The organism is Hymenobacter cavernae, from assembly GCF_014641455.1.
In the GTDB taxonomy this organism is placed as follows: domain Bacteria; phylum Bacteroidota; class Bacteroidia; order Cytophagales; family Hymenobacteraceae; genus Hymenobacter; species Hymenobacter cavernae.
In genome coordinates, this window is sequence record NZ_BMHT01000002.1 from 641,030 (window position 1) to 658,995 (window position 17,966).

The 17,966-nt window shown below is 58.8% G+C and carries 13 protein-coding genes; 1 reads left to right on the forward strand and 12 read right to left on the reverse strand.

Annotation, left to right across the window (positions count from 1 at the left end; genetic code table 11):
- Positions 1-28: 28 nt before the first annotated feature.
- From IEX74_RS07075 to IEX74_RS07125, 11 genes are all read right to left on the reverse strand, one after another.
- Positions 29-3,253, reverse strand: a complete 3,225-nt coding sequence (locus IEX74_RS07075; protein WP_188812504.1) for an efflux RND transporter permease subunit — start codon at positions 3,251-3,253, stop codon at positions 29-31.
- A gap of 102 nt (positions 3,254-3,355) precedes the next feature.
- A complete protein-coding gene (locus IEX74_RS07080; RefSeq protein ID WP_188812506.1) occupies positions 3,356-4,549 on the reverse strand; it encodes an efflux RND transporter periplasmic adaptor subunit in 1,194 nt (397 codons plus the stop codon).
- A gap of 287 nt (positions 4,550-4,836) precedes the next feature.
- The gene (locus tag IEX74_RS07085) at positions 4,837-5,073 is read right to left on the reverse strand and encodes a hypothetical protein (RefSeq protein WP_188812507.1); all 237 of its coding nucleotides are present in this window, start codon (positions 5,071-5,073) and stop codon (positions 4,837-4,839) included.
- A gap of 20 nt (positions 5,074-5,093) precedes the next feature.
- Positions 5,094-5,783: a 2,3-diphosphoglycerate-dependent phosphoglycerate mutase gene (gene gpmA, locus IEX74_RS07090; RefSeq protein ID WP_188812509.1), complete on the reverse strand. Its 690-nt coding sequence runs from the start codon at positions 5,781-5,783 to the stop codon at positions 5,094-5,096.
- Positions 5,784-6,047: 264 nt separating this feature from the next.
- Positions 6,048-7,631, reverse strand: a complete 1,584-nt coding sequence (locus IEX74_RS07095) for a VHL beta domain-containing protein (protein WP_188812511.1) — start codon at positions 7,629-7,631, stop codon at positions 6,048-6,050.
- 56 nt (positions 7,632-7,687) lie between these two features.
- Entirely contained in the window at positions 7,688-9,178 is a 1,491-nt protein-coding gene (locus tag IEX74_RS07100) for a hypothetical protein (protein ID WP_188812513.1), read from the reverse strand.
- 3 nt (positions 9,179-9,181) lie between these two features.
- Positions 9,182-11,596, reverse strand: coding sequence for a hypothetical protein (locus tag IEX74_RS07105; protein ID WP_188812515.1), 2,415 nt, complete (start codon positions 11,594-11,596; stop codon positions 9,182-9,184).
- A gap of 255 nt (positions 11,597-11,851) precedes the next feature.
- Positions 11,852-12,238: a hypothetical protein gene (locus IEX74_RS07110; protein ID WP_188812517.1), complete on the reverse strand. Its 387-nt coding sequence runs from the start codon at positions 12,236-12,238 to the stop codon at positions 11,852-11,854.
- Positions 12,174-12,536, reverse strand: coding sequence for a hypothetical protein (locus IEX74_RS07115; RefSeq protein ID WP_188812518.1), 363 nt, complete (start codon positions 12,534-12,536; stop codon positions 12,174-12,176). The genes IEX74_RS07110 and IEX74_RS07115 overlap by 65 nt, the downstream gene beginning before the upstream one ends.
- A 217-nt stretch (positions 12,537-12,753) precedes the next feature.
- Positions 12,754-14,625, reverse strand: coding sequence for a histidine kinase dimerization/phosphoacceptor domain -containing protein (locus IEX74_RS07120; protein ID WP_188812521.1), 1,872 nt, complete (start codon positions 14,623-14,625; stop codon positions 12,754-12,756).
- 168 nt (positions 14,626-14,793) lie between these two features.
- A complete protein-coding gene (locus IEX74_RS07125; RefSeq protein ID WP_188812523.1) occupies positions 14,794-15,597 on the reverse strand; it encodes a response regulator in 804 nt (267 codons plus the stop codon).
- 191 nt (positions 15,598-15,788) lie between these two features.
- On the opposite strand from IEX74_RS07125, the gene IEX74_RS07130 reads away from it, so the two are divergent.
- Positions 15,789-16,454 (forward strand): glycoside hydrolase family 108 protein, encoded by a 666-nt coding sequence (locus IEX74_RS07130; protein ID WP_188812525.1) that lies wholly within the window; start codon positions 15,789-15,791, stop codon positions 16,452-16,454.
- Positions 16,455-16,534: 80 nt separating this feature from the next.
- Here the strand turns inward: IEX74_RS07130 and IEX74_RS07135 are convergent, their stop codons facing one another.
- The gene (locus IEX74_RS07135) at positions 16,535-17,944 is read right to left on the reverse strand and encodes a hypothetical protein (protein WP_188812527.1); all 1,410 of its coding nucleotides are present in this window, start codon (positions 17,942-17,944) and stop codon (positions 16,535-16,537) included.
- Between the last annotated feature and the right edge of the window lie 22 nt (positions 17,945-17,966).

The following is a 17,966-nucleotide window of genomic DNA, read 5'->3' on the forward strand; positions in this document are numbered from 1 at the left end:
CCTGGGCTACGAAGCGGTCTTTCGTGAGCTAGGCAATAGCCGGTTCAGGCTTGGGCTGGTCCTCGGGCTTTTTCTGCCCGGCGGGCGGCGGTCCACCTTCAGCTTCCTCAGCTTCCAATTGCTCCTGCGTCTTGGGCGGACCGCTGATGCGCTCCTGGATACCCTCAAAAATCATGAACAGCACCGGGATGAAAAACACCCCGATCAGCGTCCCGAACAGCATTCCGCCGATGGCGCCCGCGCCAATGCTTTTGTTGCCACTTGCACCCGCGCCGGTGGCAAACAGTAGCGGCATGAGGCCGAACACGAATGCAAACGAAGTCATCAAAATTGGGCGCAGACGGGCTTTCGCACCTTCCACCGCTGCCTCTACGATACCCATTTCGCCACCACGTCGCCGCGCCAACGAAAACTCGATCATCAGGATGGCGTTTTTAGCCAGCAGACCGATGAGCATAATCACCGAAATCTGAAGGTAGATGTTGTTGTCGATGCCGAAAAGCTTGGCAAACAAGTACGTGCCACTCAAGCCAATAGGAATGGAAAGCAGCACCGCAAACGGCAGCAAGTAGCTCTCATACTGCGCGCTCAGCAGCAGGTACACGAAGATGATCGACAAAGCAAAAATGTAGAGCGACTGCCGACCGCTGTTCTGCTCCTCGCGGCTGATCCCCGAAAACTCATAACTATAGCCCGTTGGGAGCTTCTGCGCAGCTACTTCCTGAATAGCTATCAGCGCCTCGCCGGAGCTAGCTCCCTGTTTTGGCTGCCCATTGACGGAAATAGCCGTGAACAGGTTGAAACGGTTCAGGCTCTCAGGGCCGTACACTCGCGTGAGGGTCACAAATTCCGTGATAGGTGCCATGGCGCCGGAGGCATTGCGCACAAAGATCTTGCTCAGCCCCTCGGGGCTGGCCCGGTAGAGGGTGTCGGCCTGTACCATCACGCGGAATTGCTTGCCGAACTGGTTGAAGTTGGATGCATACGAGCCACCGTAGTACACTTGCATGGCGTTCAGGATATCGGCTTCGGTGAGACCAGCTTCTTTTACCTTCGCCACGTTCACGCTAAGCTGGTATTGTGGAAAGCCCGGGTTGAAAGTCGTGGTAGCATCCCGGATTTCGGGGCGCTGGTTGAGTGCCGCCAGAAAATTTTGCGCTACCTGGTAAAACTCAGCTGTCGTGTGGCCACCACGGTCTTGCAGCTGAAATGTGAAGCCGCCTGTGGCGCCAAAACCGGTGATGGTGGGCTGAGGCAGACTGCGAATAGTGCCTTCTCGGATATGAGCCGTGCGCTTGTTTATTTCTTCCAGCACATCTTCGTTTGTCACGTCTTTGCGCTCATCCCAGGGCTTGAGGCGCACAATCACCATCCCGTAGGCGCTGCCCTGGCCAGCCAGGAAATTGCGGCCCGTGTTGCGGAGCGTACCTCGCACCGCTGGAATAGCGCGGATGAGGCTATCGACTTCGTCGGTAACGACCGTAGTGCGTTCCAGCGTGGAGGCTGGCGGCAGCGACACGTTCACGTAAATGGTGCCCATGTCTTCGTTGGGCACGAAGCTGCTCGGCGTAGTCGTCATCAGCAGGTACAGACCCACCCCGAAGCCGGCCACACCCATCAAAGCTAGCCACTTGCGGGCACCCAGAAACTGCACGGCGCCAGTGTATTTGGTGACCATGGCATCGTAGGCCGCGTTGAACGACACGCTGAAGCGCTGCATCAGCGTCTTCTTTTTGGCATGTTTGGCTTCCTCGTGAACGGGCGGCTTCAGGAACAGCGCCGCCAGCGCCGGGCAAAGTGTAAGTGCATTAACAGCCGAAATCAGGATGGCCACGGCCAGGGTGATGCCGAACTGTTTGTAGAACACGCCCACCGAACCCGTAATGAACGTGACCGGTAGGAACACCGCCGCCATCACCAGCGTGATGCTCAGAATGGCCCCAGTTATTTCGCTCATGGCGTCGATAGCGGCTTTGCGGGGGGAAGTGTAGCCGCTTTCGAGCTTAGCGTGCACAGCCTCCACCACTACAATGGCATCGTCGACCACAATGCCAATGGCGAGCACCAAGGCAAAGAGCGTCAGTAGGTTGATGCTAAAGCCAAAGATGTAGAGAAAGAAGAACGTACCGAGAATAGACACCGGCACCGAGACGCCGTGAATGATAGTGGAGCGGAAGTCTTGGAGAAAAATAAAAATGACCAAGAACACCAGCACAAAGCATTCTAACAGCGTGTGAATTACCTTGTCAATGGATGCGTCGAGGAAATCGTTGATGTTCACTAGGTTGATGTAGTGCACACCGGCCGGAAACGACTTCGACGCTTCTTCTAGCACCGCCACCGACTTATTGATCACCTCGCGGGCATTGGAGCCTGGTGTCTGGTTCACCGAGATACCCACTGAGGGTTTGCCGAAGGTGGTGCTGCTGTTGTTGTAAGCCTGGGCACCTAGCTCAATGCGGGCCACATCTTTAAGACGAAGCAATTGACCCTGCGCTGTGCCCTTGAGCACGATGTTGCCGAACTGCTCCGCCGTTTGCAGCTTGCCTGTGTACTTGATGACATACTGAAAGCTCTGGGCGCTGTTTTCACCAAAGGCTCCGGGCGCGGCTTCCACGTTTTGGTCGGCCAAGGCGGCAGTTACGTCCCTAGGCGTCAGGCCGTAGATGGCCATTACGTCGGGCTTGAGCCAGATGCGCATGGCGTAAGTAAGCGAGCCAAAAGCGTTGGCCGCGCCAACCCCGTTTACCCGCTGCACTTGCGGCACAATGTTGATTTGGGCGTAGTTCTGAAGAAAGGTCTGATCGTAGGCCGGATTATCGCTGTAGAGGGCGAAGATCAGCAGGTTACTGCTCTGCTGCTTACGTACCGTTACGCCGGCTAGGGTCACTTCTTGAGGTAGCAAGCTGGTGGCGCTGGACACGCGGTTTTGCACGTCGATGGCAGCCTGATCGGGGTCGGTGCCCACGTTGAAAAACACCTGAATGCTACCGGAGCCCTGGTTCGTGGCTGAAGAGGTCATGTAGGTCATGCCTTCTACGCCGTTGATCTGTTCCTCAAGCGGCACCAGCACGCTTTTGAGCACCACATCAGCGTTGGCGCCCGCGTAGCTAGCCGACACCTGCACCGTAGGCGGCGAAATATCCGGGTACTGCGCAATAGGCAAACTGATCAGCCCGAGCACGCCCAACAGCACGATAATGACCGAAATAACGGTGGAGAGCACCGGGCGCTCAATGAATATTTTTAACATGCTTATTTCTGACAATCAATTAGGAACCCACCGTCATGCTTACGCCTTTCTTCGGTTCGGCAAGCTCAGCATGACGGTGGATTATAGGGTCCTGTATCTCTGTTACCGGCTTACGGCCACATCCTGCTTCGCCGACTTCACCAACCTAGGTCGGATCTTCACACCGTCTTTCAAACCGCCGACACCTTCTACAATCACTTTCTGACCTGGTCTCAAGCCCTGCTGCACCACAAACGAGCTACCGTCGGGGGTAGGCACTACCGTAATGGCGGCAGCGTGTGCGGCCGTGTCGGCACCTAGCACATAGGCGAAGCGCTTGCCTTGCAACTCATACGTAGCACTTTGCGGAATAATAAGCGCGTCGCTGATGGGCCGCTGAGTGCGCACTAGGCCGCTGCTGCCGCTACGCAACAGCCCTTGCGGGTTGGGGAAAGTGGCGCGGAAGCTACTAGCACCGGTTTCGGTGTTGATCTGCCCGATAGCCGTTCGGACGCGGCCCACATAGGGGTAAATGCTGCCGTCGGCCAGGAGGAGGCGCACGTCGGGCACCTTGGCTAGCTTATCCTGTAAGGTGTTGCCGGGGCGGCGCCGCACGAAGTCGAGCAGAGCCTTCTCGCTGAGCGAAAAGTAGGCGTACACGTTGCCGGTGCTCGATATGGTGGTGAGTGGGTCAGCGGACGTGCTGCTCACCAGGCTCCCGATCTTGTTTGGGATGGTGCCGATGATGCCGTCTACCGGACTTGCGATATTGGTATAACCTAGGTTGGTTTGGGCATTAACGAGTGCCGCTTGCGCCTGGGCCAGAGCGGCTACATTCGCCTGTAGCGTGTACTGAGCCCCTTCCAACTGATACTTACTGATGATGTTGCGCTCTACCAGCGGCTGCACTTTGGCAACCCCCATGCGTGCTGCCGCCACGTTGGCCTGCGCCGTTTTGATGCCAGCCCGCGCCGTGCGTACCTCCTGCTCGTATTGCGGCGCGCTGATGTGAAACAGGCGCTGGCCTTTTCTCACGCTGGCACCCTCATCCACGTAAATGGCCTCAATGAAGCCATCTATTTTGGGGCGAATCTCGACGTTTTGCTGGCCCTGAATAGTGGCCGGATAATCCTGAAAGAGCGTGATGGTATCGGGCCGCAGGGCCATCACCGCGTAGTCTTTTATGGGAGCGGGGCCGTCGCCTTTGCCAGAGCCGCCCCGGCCCCCGGCCGAATCCTTTTTCTTCGAATTGCAGGCCGCGACGCTCAGAACGGCCAGCAGCACCACGACCGTCCGGCCGAGCAAATTAGTTATCATATGCAACGCACGCAGTAGTATATTCCTTAGGCATCAGAACCTGAGAGCAATACGCAAGCGAAGCATAAAAAGCTGATACAGTTCAGCGGTGAACTCGCACGGTTGGGCGATTAGTTTGTACGGTGCATAAAAAGAGGCTTTTCGAGGGCGAAAACATACCGGAAGGAACCTAGGTCAGCCAGAAAGTCAATCCTGGTAGCGGGCCCGCCTCGGCACCTAAACACCTTCCGGAACGACGTTGGCAATTCCTGGCGCCGGGTGTGAAGGCGCATGATTCTGGGCTTCGATCAGCAAGACCAGCTGGGGCCGCGCCACCCTGGATTGGCGTCGCCCACCGCGATGTAGCGGCTGACCCAGTGGGTGAACTGCGCACTCAGCAGGGCAATAATTAGCCGCGCAACAATCACGACGACGCTGATAAGCAAGCCGTAGCCAATGGCTTCAAGTATACCTAGGTTCGGCAGCCGGCAGTACACGACAACCGGTCGGGGGCTGGGGCATCGGACCGGGATACGGCGCGGCAACTCGCGGCAACTACCATTGATTACTCCAGGTAGTAGTGCCTGATCCGGTTGAAGTTATCATCTAGCTCATAGACCAGCGGCACGCCGGTCGGGATGTCCAGGCTGGTTACTTCTTCGTCGGTGAGGTGGTCGATGTACTGCACCAACGACCGCAGGCTGTTGCCGTGCGCGCACACGATTACCTTCTGCTGCTTGCGGATGGAGGCCATAATGTGCTCGGTCCAGAACGGCATTACCCGCGTCAGGGTCTCGCTCAGGTTCTCGGTCAGAGGCAGCTCGCGGTGGGTCAGGTGCTGGTAGCGGATATCGTGGCCGGGAAAGCGCGGGTCGTTGGGGTCGAGGGCGGGCGGGTGCTCCTGCGGGTCGCGCCGCCACTTATGCACCTGCTCGGCGCCGTACTGGGCCACGATTTCGTCCTTGTTCAGGCCCTGCAAAGCCCCGTAGAACCGCTCGTTCAGGCGCCAGGATTTTTGCAACGGAATCCAGAGCAAGTCCATCTCTTCCAGGGCCGTATGCAGGGTTTTGATGGAGCGTTTCAGCACCGAGGTAAAGCCAATGTCGAATGTGTAGCCGTTCTGCTTCAGCAGCTGCCCGGCGTGGGCGGCCTGTTGTACGCCTTCCGGCGAAAGGTCTACGTCGGTCCAGCCAGTGAAGCGGTTTTCCAGATTCCACACGCTCTGGCCGTGGCGCAGCAACACTAGTTTTTCCATGCCGATGAGGGGGATAAGGCAGACAACGAAGAGGTAGTACGAGATCAAACAACTTCTCGGTCAAGCGTGCTCTCCGACGGGGTGGCGTTGAGGCATTGCTAATGGACCAACCTAGGTTGCCTAAGCTACACTAGCCCCGGCGGGGCGGCACCGGTCATCGAAACGCAGTGTCGTCCCGCTGGGGCTAGTTCTTTTTACCAGCTAATTTCTACCGATATGTCGCCCCGCTGGGGCTGAGTTTGCATACGCTGCAACCTAGGTTAGCTAAAACAGATACAACCCGACGGCCCCAGCCGCATCGAGGCGGTAGAGGTCCAGGCAGCGGCCGGCGTCGTCGTACAGTGCGAATACGTGCGTCACAAACGAACCTAGGTTGCTCACCGTGTTAGGCGCAATAACTTGGCAAGGCTGCGGGTTGCCCTGGTAATCAAGCCAAATCAGATGCTGGTTCTGATTCGTGTGGTTGTGCACGGAGAGCGCCGCGGGTGTGTCGCCCTGCAGGGAGCGGTACTGGCCTAACTGGTCGGGCGCGAAGCGGGAAAAGCCGCTGGGCATTAGTTGAAGCCGCAGATTCCCTTCGCGCATGCCCACGGATTGCAGGTTGAAGCTGCCGCCGCCGGGGATAGAAAATCCGCTCAGCCGCGCCGAGATGTTGCCGCCGACGCCCACCGCAATACTGGCCGTCAGGGAGTGCAGAATGCTGTCCATCATATCGTTCATGAACGACGGGAACGGAATACCCAGGATGGAAGAGTCGCTGTGCTGCTCGGCCTTCTGGTTGAAAACCGAGGAGTTGGTTTTTACTATTCCATCTGCATTGGAAAACGATACCGATATCGACCAGCTCAGCGTCGTAGTGACGGTAACCGACGAGATGGTAATGCCCAGAAATTCATTCTTTTGCGTGGTTATGCTCTCGGCCCGGCAATCTACCTGAATGTGGTCGTTGGCCGGGTAAATGTTAGCGCTTTTGAGCGTAAAGCCGCCGTGCCACTGCTGCTCACCCTTCAGGCACACGTTTGGGTAGCCAGGGGCGGCATCGTCCCAGCCGTGAAAGCTACTCGGTGCAATGCCCAGCGCCCCGGCCATAGCCGGAATGACAATGTTGTGCATCAGGGCGTAGCTGTGGATGGTGTACACCACCTGCTGCCCCTCATCGAGCAGGGGCTGGTCGAAGTGGCCGGCTTCGGGGCTGCCGGTGTCGGGTGTAAAGCTCAAGAGGTACAGCCAGTTGAGGCTGCTCCGGTTGCCAGCCTGGGTCAGACTCAACCTAGCTTGGGTGGGGTCGGGTGAGTTGAAGCTCGCGCCGCTCGTTACGAGGCTTCCCGAAACAATAAACGCCTGACGGTTGGTCTTGGCCAGCTGCTGCACGTAGTCCTGCACCCGCGTGGCTAGCTCCACCCGGATTCCATCCGGCATTTCCGTGTTGATGGCCTGGCTGGTTTCGACAATGGTATTTACTTGGGGCGCATCGAGTTGCAGGAAAAGCGAAACCGACAGGTTGTTGTCGTTCACGTTTTCCCGCAGGAGCTGCGTAGGCGTGATGATGCGGAAAATAAGGCCGTCGAGCGGGTAATCCTTCTGGTCTACCTCATCGTCGTCGCCGATAACGGAGGCGGTAAAGACGCCGGTTTTCACCCGAAAATTCAGCACCAGACTTTCCGGCACGGCCGCATCGAGGCTGATAAAGGGCGTATCGACGGTGGTGTGGAGCTGCCAGCCGTGGTCGTGCGCATCCCAGGTGGTCGGCATGAACCCGTAGCGGGCCAGCTGCTGATAGCGCATGTTAATCACATCGGGATGCACGGCGAGCACCGCCGGGTAGCCGCGTAGGAGAGGTAGGCTCATATAGCTAGGTGGCAGCTAGTGGCGGGGGCGGTGCCAAGCGCCGCCCCCGCCGCTGCTTATTTGTATTTCAGATGAATCCGCAGTCCTTCGTTGATCCAGTCGATGGTCTCAAAGCCGAACACCGCGCCCCCGGGCAGCTCCACCGCGTTAACCAGGCTGTTGGTGACATTGCCACTCTTACCGTTAACAGCCGACGAGATGCTGTCGTGAAAGGTGTTGTCATCCAGAAACAGACCTAGCTCGTGAAAGCCCAGGGAGAAAATGTCTTCCAGAATCCGCATCCAGATGGCTTCGTCCTCGGTTTTCTCGATCTTGAAATCACTGCTACTGTCCTGGCTATAAGAAGCAGTCAGGTTGCCTTTGCTGTCCAGGCTGAAGCTGATATAGCCCGACCACTGCACCCGGTACTTTGGCGGACCCACGGGCTGCGGATTGTAGTTCCAGTTGGCGGGAGGCGGTGTACCGTGTGAGTTTGCCGGCGGATAGATTACCTTCATCTGCTGCACATTATCCAGCTCGAAATCAATGCGGATGCGGCTGTTGGCCGGGTCCGGCTGAATCGTGTTGCGGGCGCTGTTGAACTCGCCCGTGTAGGTCTTGGAATCGGTGAGCGTGATGCTGCTGCCCGAGAACTTCGACTGCACGTTATCCGGGTCACTCTTCCACTGGCTTGCGATAAGGCCAAAGGCGTCGAGCCCGTGCGGCACAACAAGCTCCTCGATGATCTTGCCGTAGGAGATGATCATGACACCCGGCGCATTGGCCGGCAAGGGGTTCTCGTCGAAGATGCCGGCCTGCATATTGCTTGCGTCGGGGCCTGCTACTGGGTTGGCGGCGTCCACCATCAGGTTCCAGTTCAGTGTGCCCGGTTGGCTACCCGTGTACGTGGTGAACTTCAGGTAGCGCGGCGTGAACGGCCCCACCGTTTTCTGGACCAGCGGCAGCTTCGAGCAGCCAAACACGTAGTGGTTCTTGTACCTAGGGTCTTTCGCCATGTCCAGCAGCACCTGCGCCACCGAGCGCTTCGTGTCGTCGGGCGCGTCGAATTCCAGGGCTTTGCTGGTGTCGATGCTGGTAATTAGCTTAGGGTCATCCAGGTCGGCGTAGAGGGCCTGCACCGTGAAATCTTGATCGACCGTATCTCCCTTGCCGGCCTCATGTACCACGCCTTTCATGCTGGTATTCAGCCGAAACTGTACTTTGTCCAGGGGTATTTCTTTGTCCTCCACCTCATCATCGTCGTTGATGATTTTGTGGGTGAAGGTGCCTTTTTCCACAGTGGTATCCAGTTGTACACCGTCTTTCAGGTCGGAGGCAAAATCGACTTGCGGCCCGTCGATTTCTGTGGCTTCGAGCTTCCACCTAGGTTGCTTCGGCTTGCCGGAAGAGGTCTGTCCTTCGACGGGCTCACTAGCCGTCCAGGCTTTCGGAAAGTTGTCGGTTTTGTTATACACCTCTGCCATCTTCCGGTTGATTTCGGCAGTACTGATGCAGGCGGCCGCGTGATACGCGTTAACCAGCCAGGTTGGTTTGTCTTGCGTTGGCATAGCTTAGGATAAAAGAGAAGAGGATTGAAACTTGGCGTCTTGATCGAAAATGGCCGTGCCGAAGAGCTGCACCACCACCGCCTGCACGGCCGAGAGGTCGAGGGTGTCGTTGTCGCCGTTGCCGGCTGGCAGTGAGATCTTCCAGGTGGTGAAAAGCGAAGGCGTGTAAAACACGTTGGTCGAAACGTCGCTGCCGGTCTGCGCCGACACCTCAGCACTGTGGACGTAGTTGGTGGCGAGGCTGCTTTCCTCCTCCAGCAAGCGCTGCCCGTCGTTCACGCCCGCCGAATACCCTTTCAGCATGGGCACCTCGGCCTGAAAAGCCCAGTAAGTGCCATTCAGGCGGTCCTGGTACACGCTGTTGTCGTTGATAATCACGTAGTAAGTTTTGCCGCTGTTGCTGGCAGCCAGCCCCGGAAAGAGCACCCGGATGTACTGCACCCGCATGCGGTCGTAGCCGTGGAAAGCCGTGTCAATCGGGTTAATCGGAATGGCCAGCGGCTTGCGGGCGGCGAGCAGGGCCTGCTCCGCCAAACCCAGGGGCAGCGCCACTTGGTACTTGACGCCCTCGGGCGCGCCGGGGAACGAGCCGAGCGCATCCTGAATAATCTGGTCGAGGCTGACCAGCACCGTCGCCATTTCGCTGATCGAGGAGCCGTACCCTAGGTTGGTCAGGCCGTGCGCCTGATTGGCAAGCGACGAAAGCGCCCAATACGTGAAAGCGCCCCGGAAATTCTCGATCTGCACCAGCAGAAAACGCTTGATGTAGAGGTAGCGCTGCCGCAGCAGCAGGGCCACCTGAAAGTACTGTTGGGCGTCGTCCTGCTCGGCCTGCATGTAGTCGTCGATGCCCTGGGCTTGCGTCTGGAGAGCTTTCTGCTGAACCTTCAGCTGGGAGATGTCCTGCTGGAGCTGGCTGATCGCCGAGCGGCTGGCCGTGGCCGCCTGGCCGTAGATAACCAGCACCCGACCGGCCGTCATGTAGTCGGAGGCAGCGGCTTTCAGCTTGGGGTCGTCGTCGGTGGTGTAGGGCCGGATTTCGCCGTCCCACTGCTCGCGCAGTACCTGCCATTCAGTATCGGTGAGCCAGTCGGCGCCGTTGGTGGGCTGGGTGTTCAGGTCGGTGGCATCATCGGTGTCGTTGATGTCGTTCACCTCGCGGTTGATCTTTTTGCAGATCAGCGCGAAGTCACCCAAGCTTTTCAGGGCCTCAACCACCTTCTTCAGCTTGGAAAGCAGGTCGGTGAGCTGCCCGGCGGCTTTGGCGGTTTCAACGGCACCCTCGGCAGCTTTCACGGCGCCGGCCGCGGCGGCCGGGTCGCCCATGGCAATGGTACCTAGGCTGCCGACTAGCGAAAACAGCGCCGTGAAGAAGACCCGCATGGCCTTTTGCTCGACGGCCAGCCGAAGCTTTTCCTGGGCTTGCTGCACAGTAAACTGCTGAGCTGTAAGCAGATTAATGTTTGAGCGCAAGTCGGTTTCGGCCTTCGTCAGCCGATCCTGGCTGGCAGCAATCTGGTTGGCGAGGTTCGTTATCTGACCTTGAATGTAGTCCTTGAATAGCCCGGCCTGTTTCTTCCGCTCCACAAAGCTGTTCGACTGCTCGATAAAGCTGTTGAAGGCCTGCTCCACGGGCGCAGCGGCACTCACGGCGTCCAGCACCGCCGTGCGATATTGCTGCATGTCGAGCTGGGGCACGTAGTGCAGAGTGGCGGGGCGGTTGGCGCGCGCGGCCATGCTGGCGGCCAGCCAACCCAGGCCCTGCATTTCCCGGTTGGGGTCGTTGCCCCAGCGCACCCTGTCCGTATTGAAGGCCACCCAGCGAAACATAGCGCCCGCCTGCTCCAGGTTGCTGGAGAACTGGGTAAAGGCCTCCTGAAAGGTCTGGTTGAGCACCCAATAAAAGGCATTGCCTAGCTGCCAATCGGGCGGAATCATGAGCGGGGCCGGCGTGGGCGTAGCACCTAGGGTAACGGTGTACTGCAACGCGTTGCCGGTCAAAGCCGCTGGCAGATCGAGGGCGCCGGCCTTGGTATCGGTGCCCGCTACGGCTACGTGGAGCGGGTTCTTACTGGCAAAGCTTTGCACGCAGATGTGCGCTTGTTTGGCCGCGTCGGCCTCGTAGCTGAGAACCGAGAAAACGCCGTTTCCTTGCAGATTGAGCGTGCGGGTGAACAAGCGCAGTGAGCTGCGGTCGGTCAGATCAATGCCGAACTGCGCGTGCCCGTTGAAGTCAAAATCAATCTGGTGCGCATAGATATGGAGGTGCTGCCAGCCGGCATAGGTACCGTCCGTATCAATGGTCTGGATGAGCGTGTAGAAATCTTTAATCCAGTATTGACCCACGGTTACCGTCCGGCTCTCCTTCTCATAGGAGAGCAGCCTCGGAAAATCATTCACAAAATCAAGAGCAGCCATAGTAGAATGGGGGTTAACAAGTTGATTAGCAATGAATAGGAGCGTAGTTGGATAGGGGCGCTGCCTGATAGTGAGCCCATCAGGCGCTTTCACGCCGCACGAAAGACTTGAAAATCAAGCGGCTTGCAGGAAGCCAAAGAGGCAAGGCTTTGCTGCTACTAGCGCGCAAGGCGAGTAGGAGAGTGCAAACAGGTGTGTGCGGAGAAAGGGAGCGAAGGACCTAGGTCGGGGCGGGGCAAAACCCAGGTTGGGTGGTTAGTTGCTAATCGTCAGCACCACGAGCACGCCGCTCAGGGCTACCAGCAACACGTTGATGACGCCGCGTTTACGGGCTTTGCTGCGCCACTCGGTTTTCTCGGCCGTTTCGGAGGTGAGCAGCTTCTGTTGGTCGGTCAGGCTTTTTTGGTACGATTGGCCGGCGTCGCGTTGCAGGCTCAGGGCGCGCGTCAGGCTGTCGGCGGCGTGCTGGTAGCTGCCTGAAGCCAGCCGCCACTGCTGCGCCTCCTGCCGCACGACGGGCAGCACCCGCAGGCTGTCTTCAATCTTGGCGGCCTGCGTCGCCGAAATCGTGACGGTCTTAGTACTCTGAGAGAAGCTGCTGAAGGTGCCGAGCAGAAGTATCAGCAGGAGAGCGTTTTTCATGCGTTTGTTGGTGCAGGCGGGTGGCGTTCAGTGCATTTTGCTGGCCTTGTTGGTAGAGCGCCGTGGCGCTCGAATCGGCGCGGGCCGTCTGGGCGGAGTCGTGTGCGCGCCGGGCCGCCTGCCGACCTAGGTCCTGGCGGATTTCCCTCTCTTCCTTCCGGCTCAGAATGAGGCTTTTGCCATTGGCATCGGTGGGGCGCTTCACGTACCAGAAAGCCAGCACCAGCACGATAGCCAGCACCAGGCCGCCCGCCCAGAACACGGGTTGTCGGATTAGGCTAGATGGGTTTAAGGGCATATGATGTAAGTATATATTGTTGATCATCAATTATTTGACTTACAAATCAGGCAATAGCGTACCCTGGCTTACCAGCACGTAAGCCCTAACTGCTCGCCTGGCAGGACCTCACCCCCAGCCCCTCTCCTCAGGAGAGGGGAGCCAGGCGACAACCTAGGTTAGCTTCGTTGAACGCACCCCTCTCCTGGGGAGAGGGGCCGGGGGTGAGGTCCTGCCTCTAAGTCGTAGGAGCCAGCACGGGCGCCGTGGCGATGTGCAGGCGGTAGAGGGCACCCTGTTGGTTCAGGAATTCCATCTCGCCGCCTACCTGCTCGCTGAGCGAGGCAATCAGGCGCTTGCCGAAGGAGCCGGACGGCTGGTTCCACTGCGCCAGGTCGATGCCGGGACCATTGTCCTGCACCTCCAGCAGCAGCTCGCCGCCGGCAATGTGGTCCGGACCTAGGTAGATGCGCAAGCCTGGTCGTGCCACCTGGGCAAAAGCGTATTTGAATGAATTAGTAAGCAACTCGTTCAGAATCAGACCCAGCGGCACGGCCAGGTCAACGTCGAGCACTGCTTGCTCCACCTGAATCTGGAAGTCAACATCGGCCGGATCGTGGCCGTAGGCGGTCATCAGGCTCTCGGCCAGGTCGGTGATGTAGCGGCGCATGTCCACGGTCGTCACGTTGTCGGTCTGGTAGAGGCGCTGGTGAATCAAGGACATAGCCTCGATGCGCTGCTGGCCTTCGCGCACGGCTTTCACGGCGCCCTGGTCGGTGAGGCGGTTGGATTGCAGCCGCAACAGGCTCGACACAATAGCCAGGTTGTTCTTCACGCGGTGGTGCAGCTCCTTCATCAGCATCGTCAGGCGGTTCGACTGCTCCGTGATGCGGCGGTTGTTATCCAGAATCGTCTGGTTGGTTTCGTGCAGCTGCTTATTCGTGCGCCGGATTACCTGATACTGCCACGCCGTCAGGGCCAGCAGCAGCGTCAGCACCGACAGGCCGATACCTAGGCCCCAAAGCTGTCGGACCCGCTGAGCGTTGGCCTCATCCAGCCGCGTGATTTCGGCTTGCTTCTCCTTGGTTTGGTAGCGCGTTTCGGCCTCGATCAGCTGCTTGCTTTTCTGCTCGTTCAGCATCGTATCACGGTAAGCCGCTGAAAGCCGGTGATAAGCCAGCGCCTGCTGATAGTCGTGCTGCTGCTCCTTCACGCGGGTCAGAATGTCGTACAGCTCCCGCCGCAGATACGCCTCGTCGGGCGCGCCTTTGTCGGCGGCGGCAAGCCCCAGCTGCGCGTACTTCTCGGCCTCAGCGGGCCGCTTCAGAAGCAGCAAGGTATTGGGTAAGTTGCTGTAGATGTAGCTCTTAATATAGTCATCATGCTGCTGCTCGGCATAAGCCAGCACCTGCTGGTAGGTCTTTTCCGACTGCGCATGCTGACCTAGGTTTTTGTAGATAATGGCTTGGTTGAGGAGCCCTCCGTAGTAAGATTGCCAGTCTTTTTCGGCTCGATAAATGGCCAAAGCCTGCTGGTTGTAGCCGCTAGCCTTCACCGGCTGCTGCTGCATACCGGCCAGGTTCGACAGGTCGCCGTACACCTGCGCCATTGAAGTCGAAAGCTGGTGCTGCCGAGCAATAGCAAGGGCTTGTTGCAGGTAGTGCTCGGCATTCTGCCAGTCGTTGGTAATAGTGTAGGCCTCGCCGAGCGCCAACAGAATGCGGGCCTGCCGCTTGTAGCGCGGCGTGTTCTTCACCAAATCGAAGGCCTGCTGATAGTTACGGACGGCCGTGGAATGGTCACTCTGGTTTGAGGCCAGGTAGCCTATGGAAAAGTAGACGCCGCTCAGCAGGTAGTCGTTTTTTGTAGCCAAAGCCACCTTCTTGGCTTCGGCCAGTGCCTGTTGAGCTTCACCGAATTTACCTTTCTCAATCATCACGTCGGTGAACTCGCGCAGCTGGTCGATGCGCGTCGTGTCGGGCAGGCTGCTGATAGCCGCTTGCAGGTGCGCAAAGTCGGGCGCGGTGTGCGCGGGCTCGTCGGCCGGCCGCTGCGCCCACCCAGCCGACAGAAACAAGAACGAGCAGATGATGGTGAATAGCAGCTTCATAGCAGTGGGCAAAAGCGGCGCGGCCTGTGTGACGAGCGCCAGCCTAAAACTTGTGACCAAGGTAAAGTGAGCATCGCAACGCGCAGTTGAAAAGGATGTCAACAGGGCAAGAAGTCCAGCGAACGGCCCGTTTTGGTAAGTGAATGCGCCCGCCCCAGCGCGCTAAAGCTAGCGAAACTGGAAGTGCTGCAAAAACGCCTCCTTGTACTGCCGCCCAATCGGCACCACCTGCCCACCGACGGTCAATTCGTGCTCGTTGAAAGTCTCAATGTGTTGAATATTAACCGCGTAGGAGCGATGCACGCGCACCAGCTGCGGGAAGCGCAGCCGCTCCAGCACCGCACTGATGGTCAGGCGCAAGGCATACTTCCGCTCCGTGGTGGTCAGCGCCGTGTAGGTGTTATCGGCCTCCAGCAGCACGATGTCGCGCAGGGCCAGGCGCACAAACTGGTAGTTGTGCTTGATAAACACATGGTCATTGAGCTGCAAAATCGTCTCGCGCGAAAGTGAATCTTTGGCGGGCACCACCGACGGTTCGGGGGCAGCAGCTTCCGCTTCGGGGGGTGCGGCGGGCACCACATGCCGGGCAAACGTGTGCACCGCCAGCTCGATGGCCACGCGCAGCCCCGCGGTGGTGGCAGGCTTGGTGAGGTACGCGGCCGGCGTTGTTTGCAGCGCCCGGTCCAGGGTGTCTTTGTCGGCCAGGGCCGTCAGGTAGATGACGGGCACGGGCCGCAGCGCCACTAGGCGCCCCACCGTTTCGATGCCGTCCCACTCGCCTTTGATCTGAATATCACAGAGCACCAGGTCCACGGGGTTGGTCTGAAACAAATCCAAGGCGCGGCGGCCGTTGCTGGCGGTGCCCACCACCAGGTAGCCCTCGGCTTCGAGCGTGTCACAGAGGTCCATCGACAGAACGGCTTCATCCTCAACAATGAGGATGCGCACGCGGGTATCGCTCACGTCATGCATAGGGAAAGGAATAAGGTATTAGATTGATAGGGCGGCATACCAGATGCCGGAGTTTACTTACAAACACTTGCCATTCACTGCCTTTCAGCAGCCGGGGGCGGGAAAGTTGGGCACTTTCGCCGCGGGCTGAAGGGGCAGGCTAGCTTGCTGTTTCAGCCGGAAGTGTTTGTTAACCAATTATTTCGTGTGCTATGGCTGATTTTGCCCACTACTTTCCAACCTTGCTCGCCAACGAAGGCGGCTACTGTCACGATCCGCTCGATCCGGGTGGGGAAACCTACCGCGGCATTGCCCGCGTGCCCAATCCGCACTGGGGCGGCTGGTCGGTAGTCGATGCGATTCGCACCCACCATTGCCCCGATAGCCCTGTGCCGCGTGCTCAATGGCTGGCTATCAGCCGGGCCCTGGAAACGGACGCCGCGCTGAATGCGCAGGTAATGGCCTTTTACAAGGCCGAATACTGGAATTCGCTGGGCCTGGATCAGGTTCATTCCCAGGCTATTGCCGATCAGGTGGCCGACCACGGCGTGAATGCCGGCGTGGTGCGGCCCGCCAAGATGCTGCAATACCTGCTGGCGACGGAGTTTGGGGCGCATTTGGTGGTCGATGGGAAGATTGGTTTGCATAGCATTGCCGCGCTGAACGCCGTTGATCAGAGTGCTTTCTATAATCGGTTCATTGCCATGCGGCGTGCCTTCTACGACTACCGCTCCGGCAGCTTCTCGCCCGAAGACGCCCAGAAGCTAGCTTCCTGGCACAAGTTCTTTCGCGAAGAGCTGCACCTAGTGACCGACAACCGGATGCAGAAATACCTGGCAAGCTGGCTCAGCCGGACGCAGGAGAAGTTCGTGGCCTAGCTTCCTGACTACCAGCGATTTCATGGCTTCCTGGCCTAGGTTCTGAAAGCTAGGTCAGGGGGCTTTTTGTGCGCTCCGCCTTAGGCTTTAGCCGAGAAATATTCGGTTGGTTCCTCCGCAGGAGTTGAAACTTGGTCGACCGCAGCCGACGCCGGAGTGGCGACAACAGCCGAAGGCGCTGGGGTCGGTGCCGGCGTCGGCGGGTAAAAAGTGGGCGGCACCACGGGCGGAGCTGCCGTTGTGGGCGGTGTGGCAGGAGCAGGTAGTACAGCTGGTGCCGCTACGGCCGCCGGGAGCGTGGCGGGGTCGTTGACTGTAGCCGCTTCGGTTTTGGTTTCCTGCCACTTCAGACCTAGGTAGGTGGCGCTGCTCAGGGCCAGCAGCAGCGTCTCGTTGTTGGTCCATTCGGGCAGGGCCACGGTTTTGTAGACGGTGCGGGCAAAGAAGTAACCCAGCAGTACCGTAATGACCACCTTCTGCAAGCGGTGCACGCTCACGCCGCGCTCGTCCGACAGAATGTCCGTCATAAAGCCTTGGCTGGGCGGCAGCGACTGCGCCGCGGTGGGCATGTCGCCGTCTTTGTTGCCGATCAGGCCGCTTAAGCCGGTGGTGCCGGCACTGATGCCGAGCAGGGCTAGGGTCGTCACGGAAATGGTCGTCATCTCGCCCGTTACGCAGTAAATAATAAGGAAGCAGCTCATAATGAGGAAGGTCCAGAAGGCAAGCTGCGTTTTGGCCAAGCTGTAGGGCGGCTGCACGGTGCCGGTTGGCGAGAAAATCGTGCTGGCGCTGGGCACCGTTTTGCCTTCCCAGTCGCGGAGCAGCCACGACTTGCGGGCCAGCAGCAGGATGCCAAGGGCCAGGATGCCAGTACCCAACGCCGCCACCCAAATCGAGCTAGGTTGAATCAGCTCCAGGCGCACGTTTTCCTCGTGGGCAGGGTAGAGCTCCGTGAATACCCGGTCGTCGTAGCCGAGCCCGATTTTGCCGGGGTGCGAAAAATCCCAGGGCGAGTCGTACACCACGTCCCAGTACTGGTAGTTGTCGGGATTCCGATTGAGCTTGAAGATAACCTTGTCGATTGGCGTAATGGGGTCATCATCGGGAAGATCCGTTGGGCTGGCAGCAACGGTGCCGGAATCGTGGGCCATTTTCGGCGCAGGCGAGGCCGCGGAGGTACCCGGCAGCCGCGCTTCGTCGGCGTACACAGCCAGCGGCGGCATCCCGATCAGCGGCGCATCATCAATATAAAGTACGAGGCTGTGCGCCTTCTGGTGCGCCTTCTGCGGGTCGAAGCCGCGCTTCACCAGCGTCTCCTCCTCGGTCTCCATCCAGCGACTTAGCCCCTGGACTTCCAGCGTAATGGTGCTACCTAGCCTGAAGACGGAATCTTGCTTTTCATTAGCCGTATCGTGGATGCGCTGGATAACCGGCCGTTGGGCGTTCGCCCCCGAAGTAGCTACCCCCAGTACCAGCACCAGGGGTAGCATTCGGATAGATCTAACACGAAAG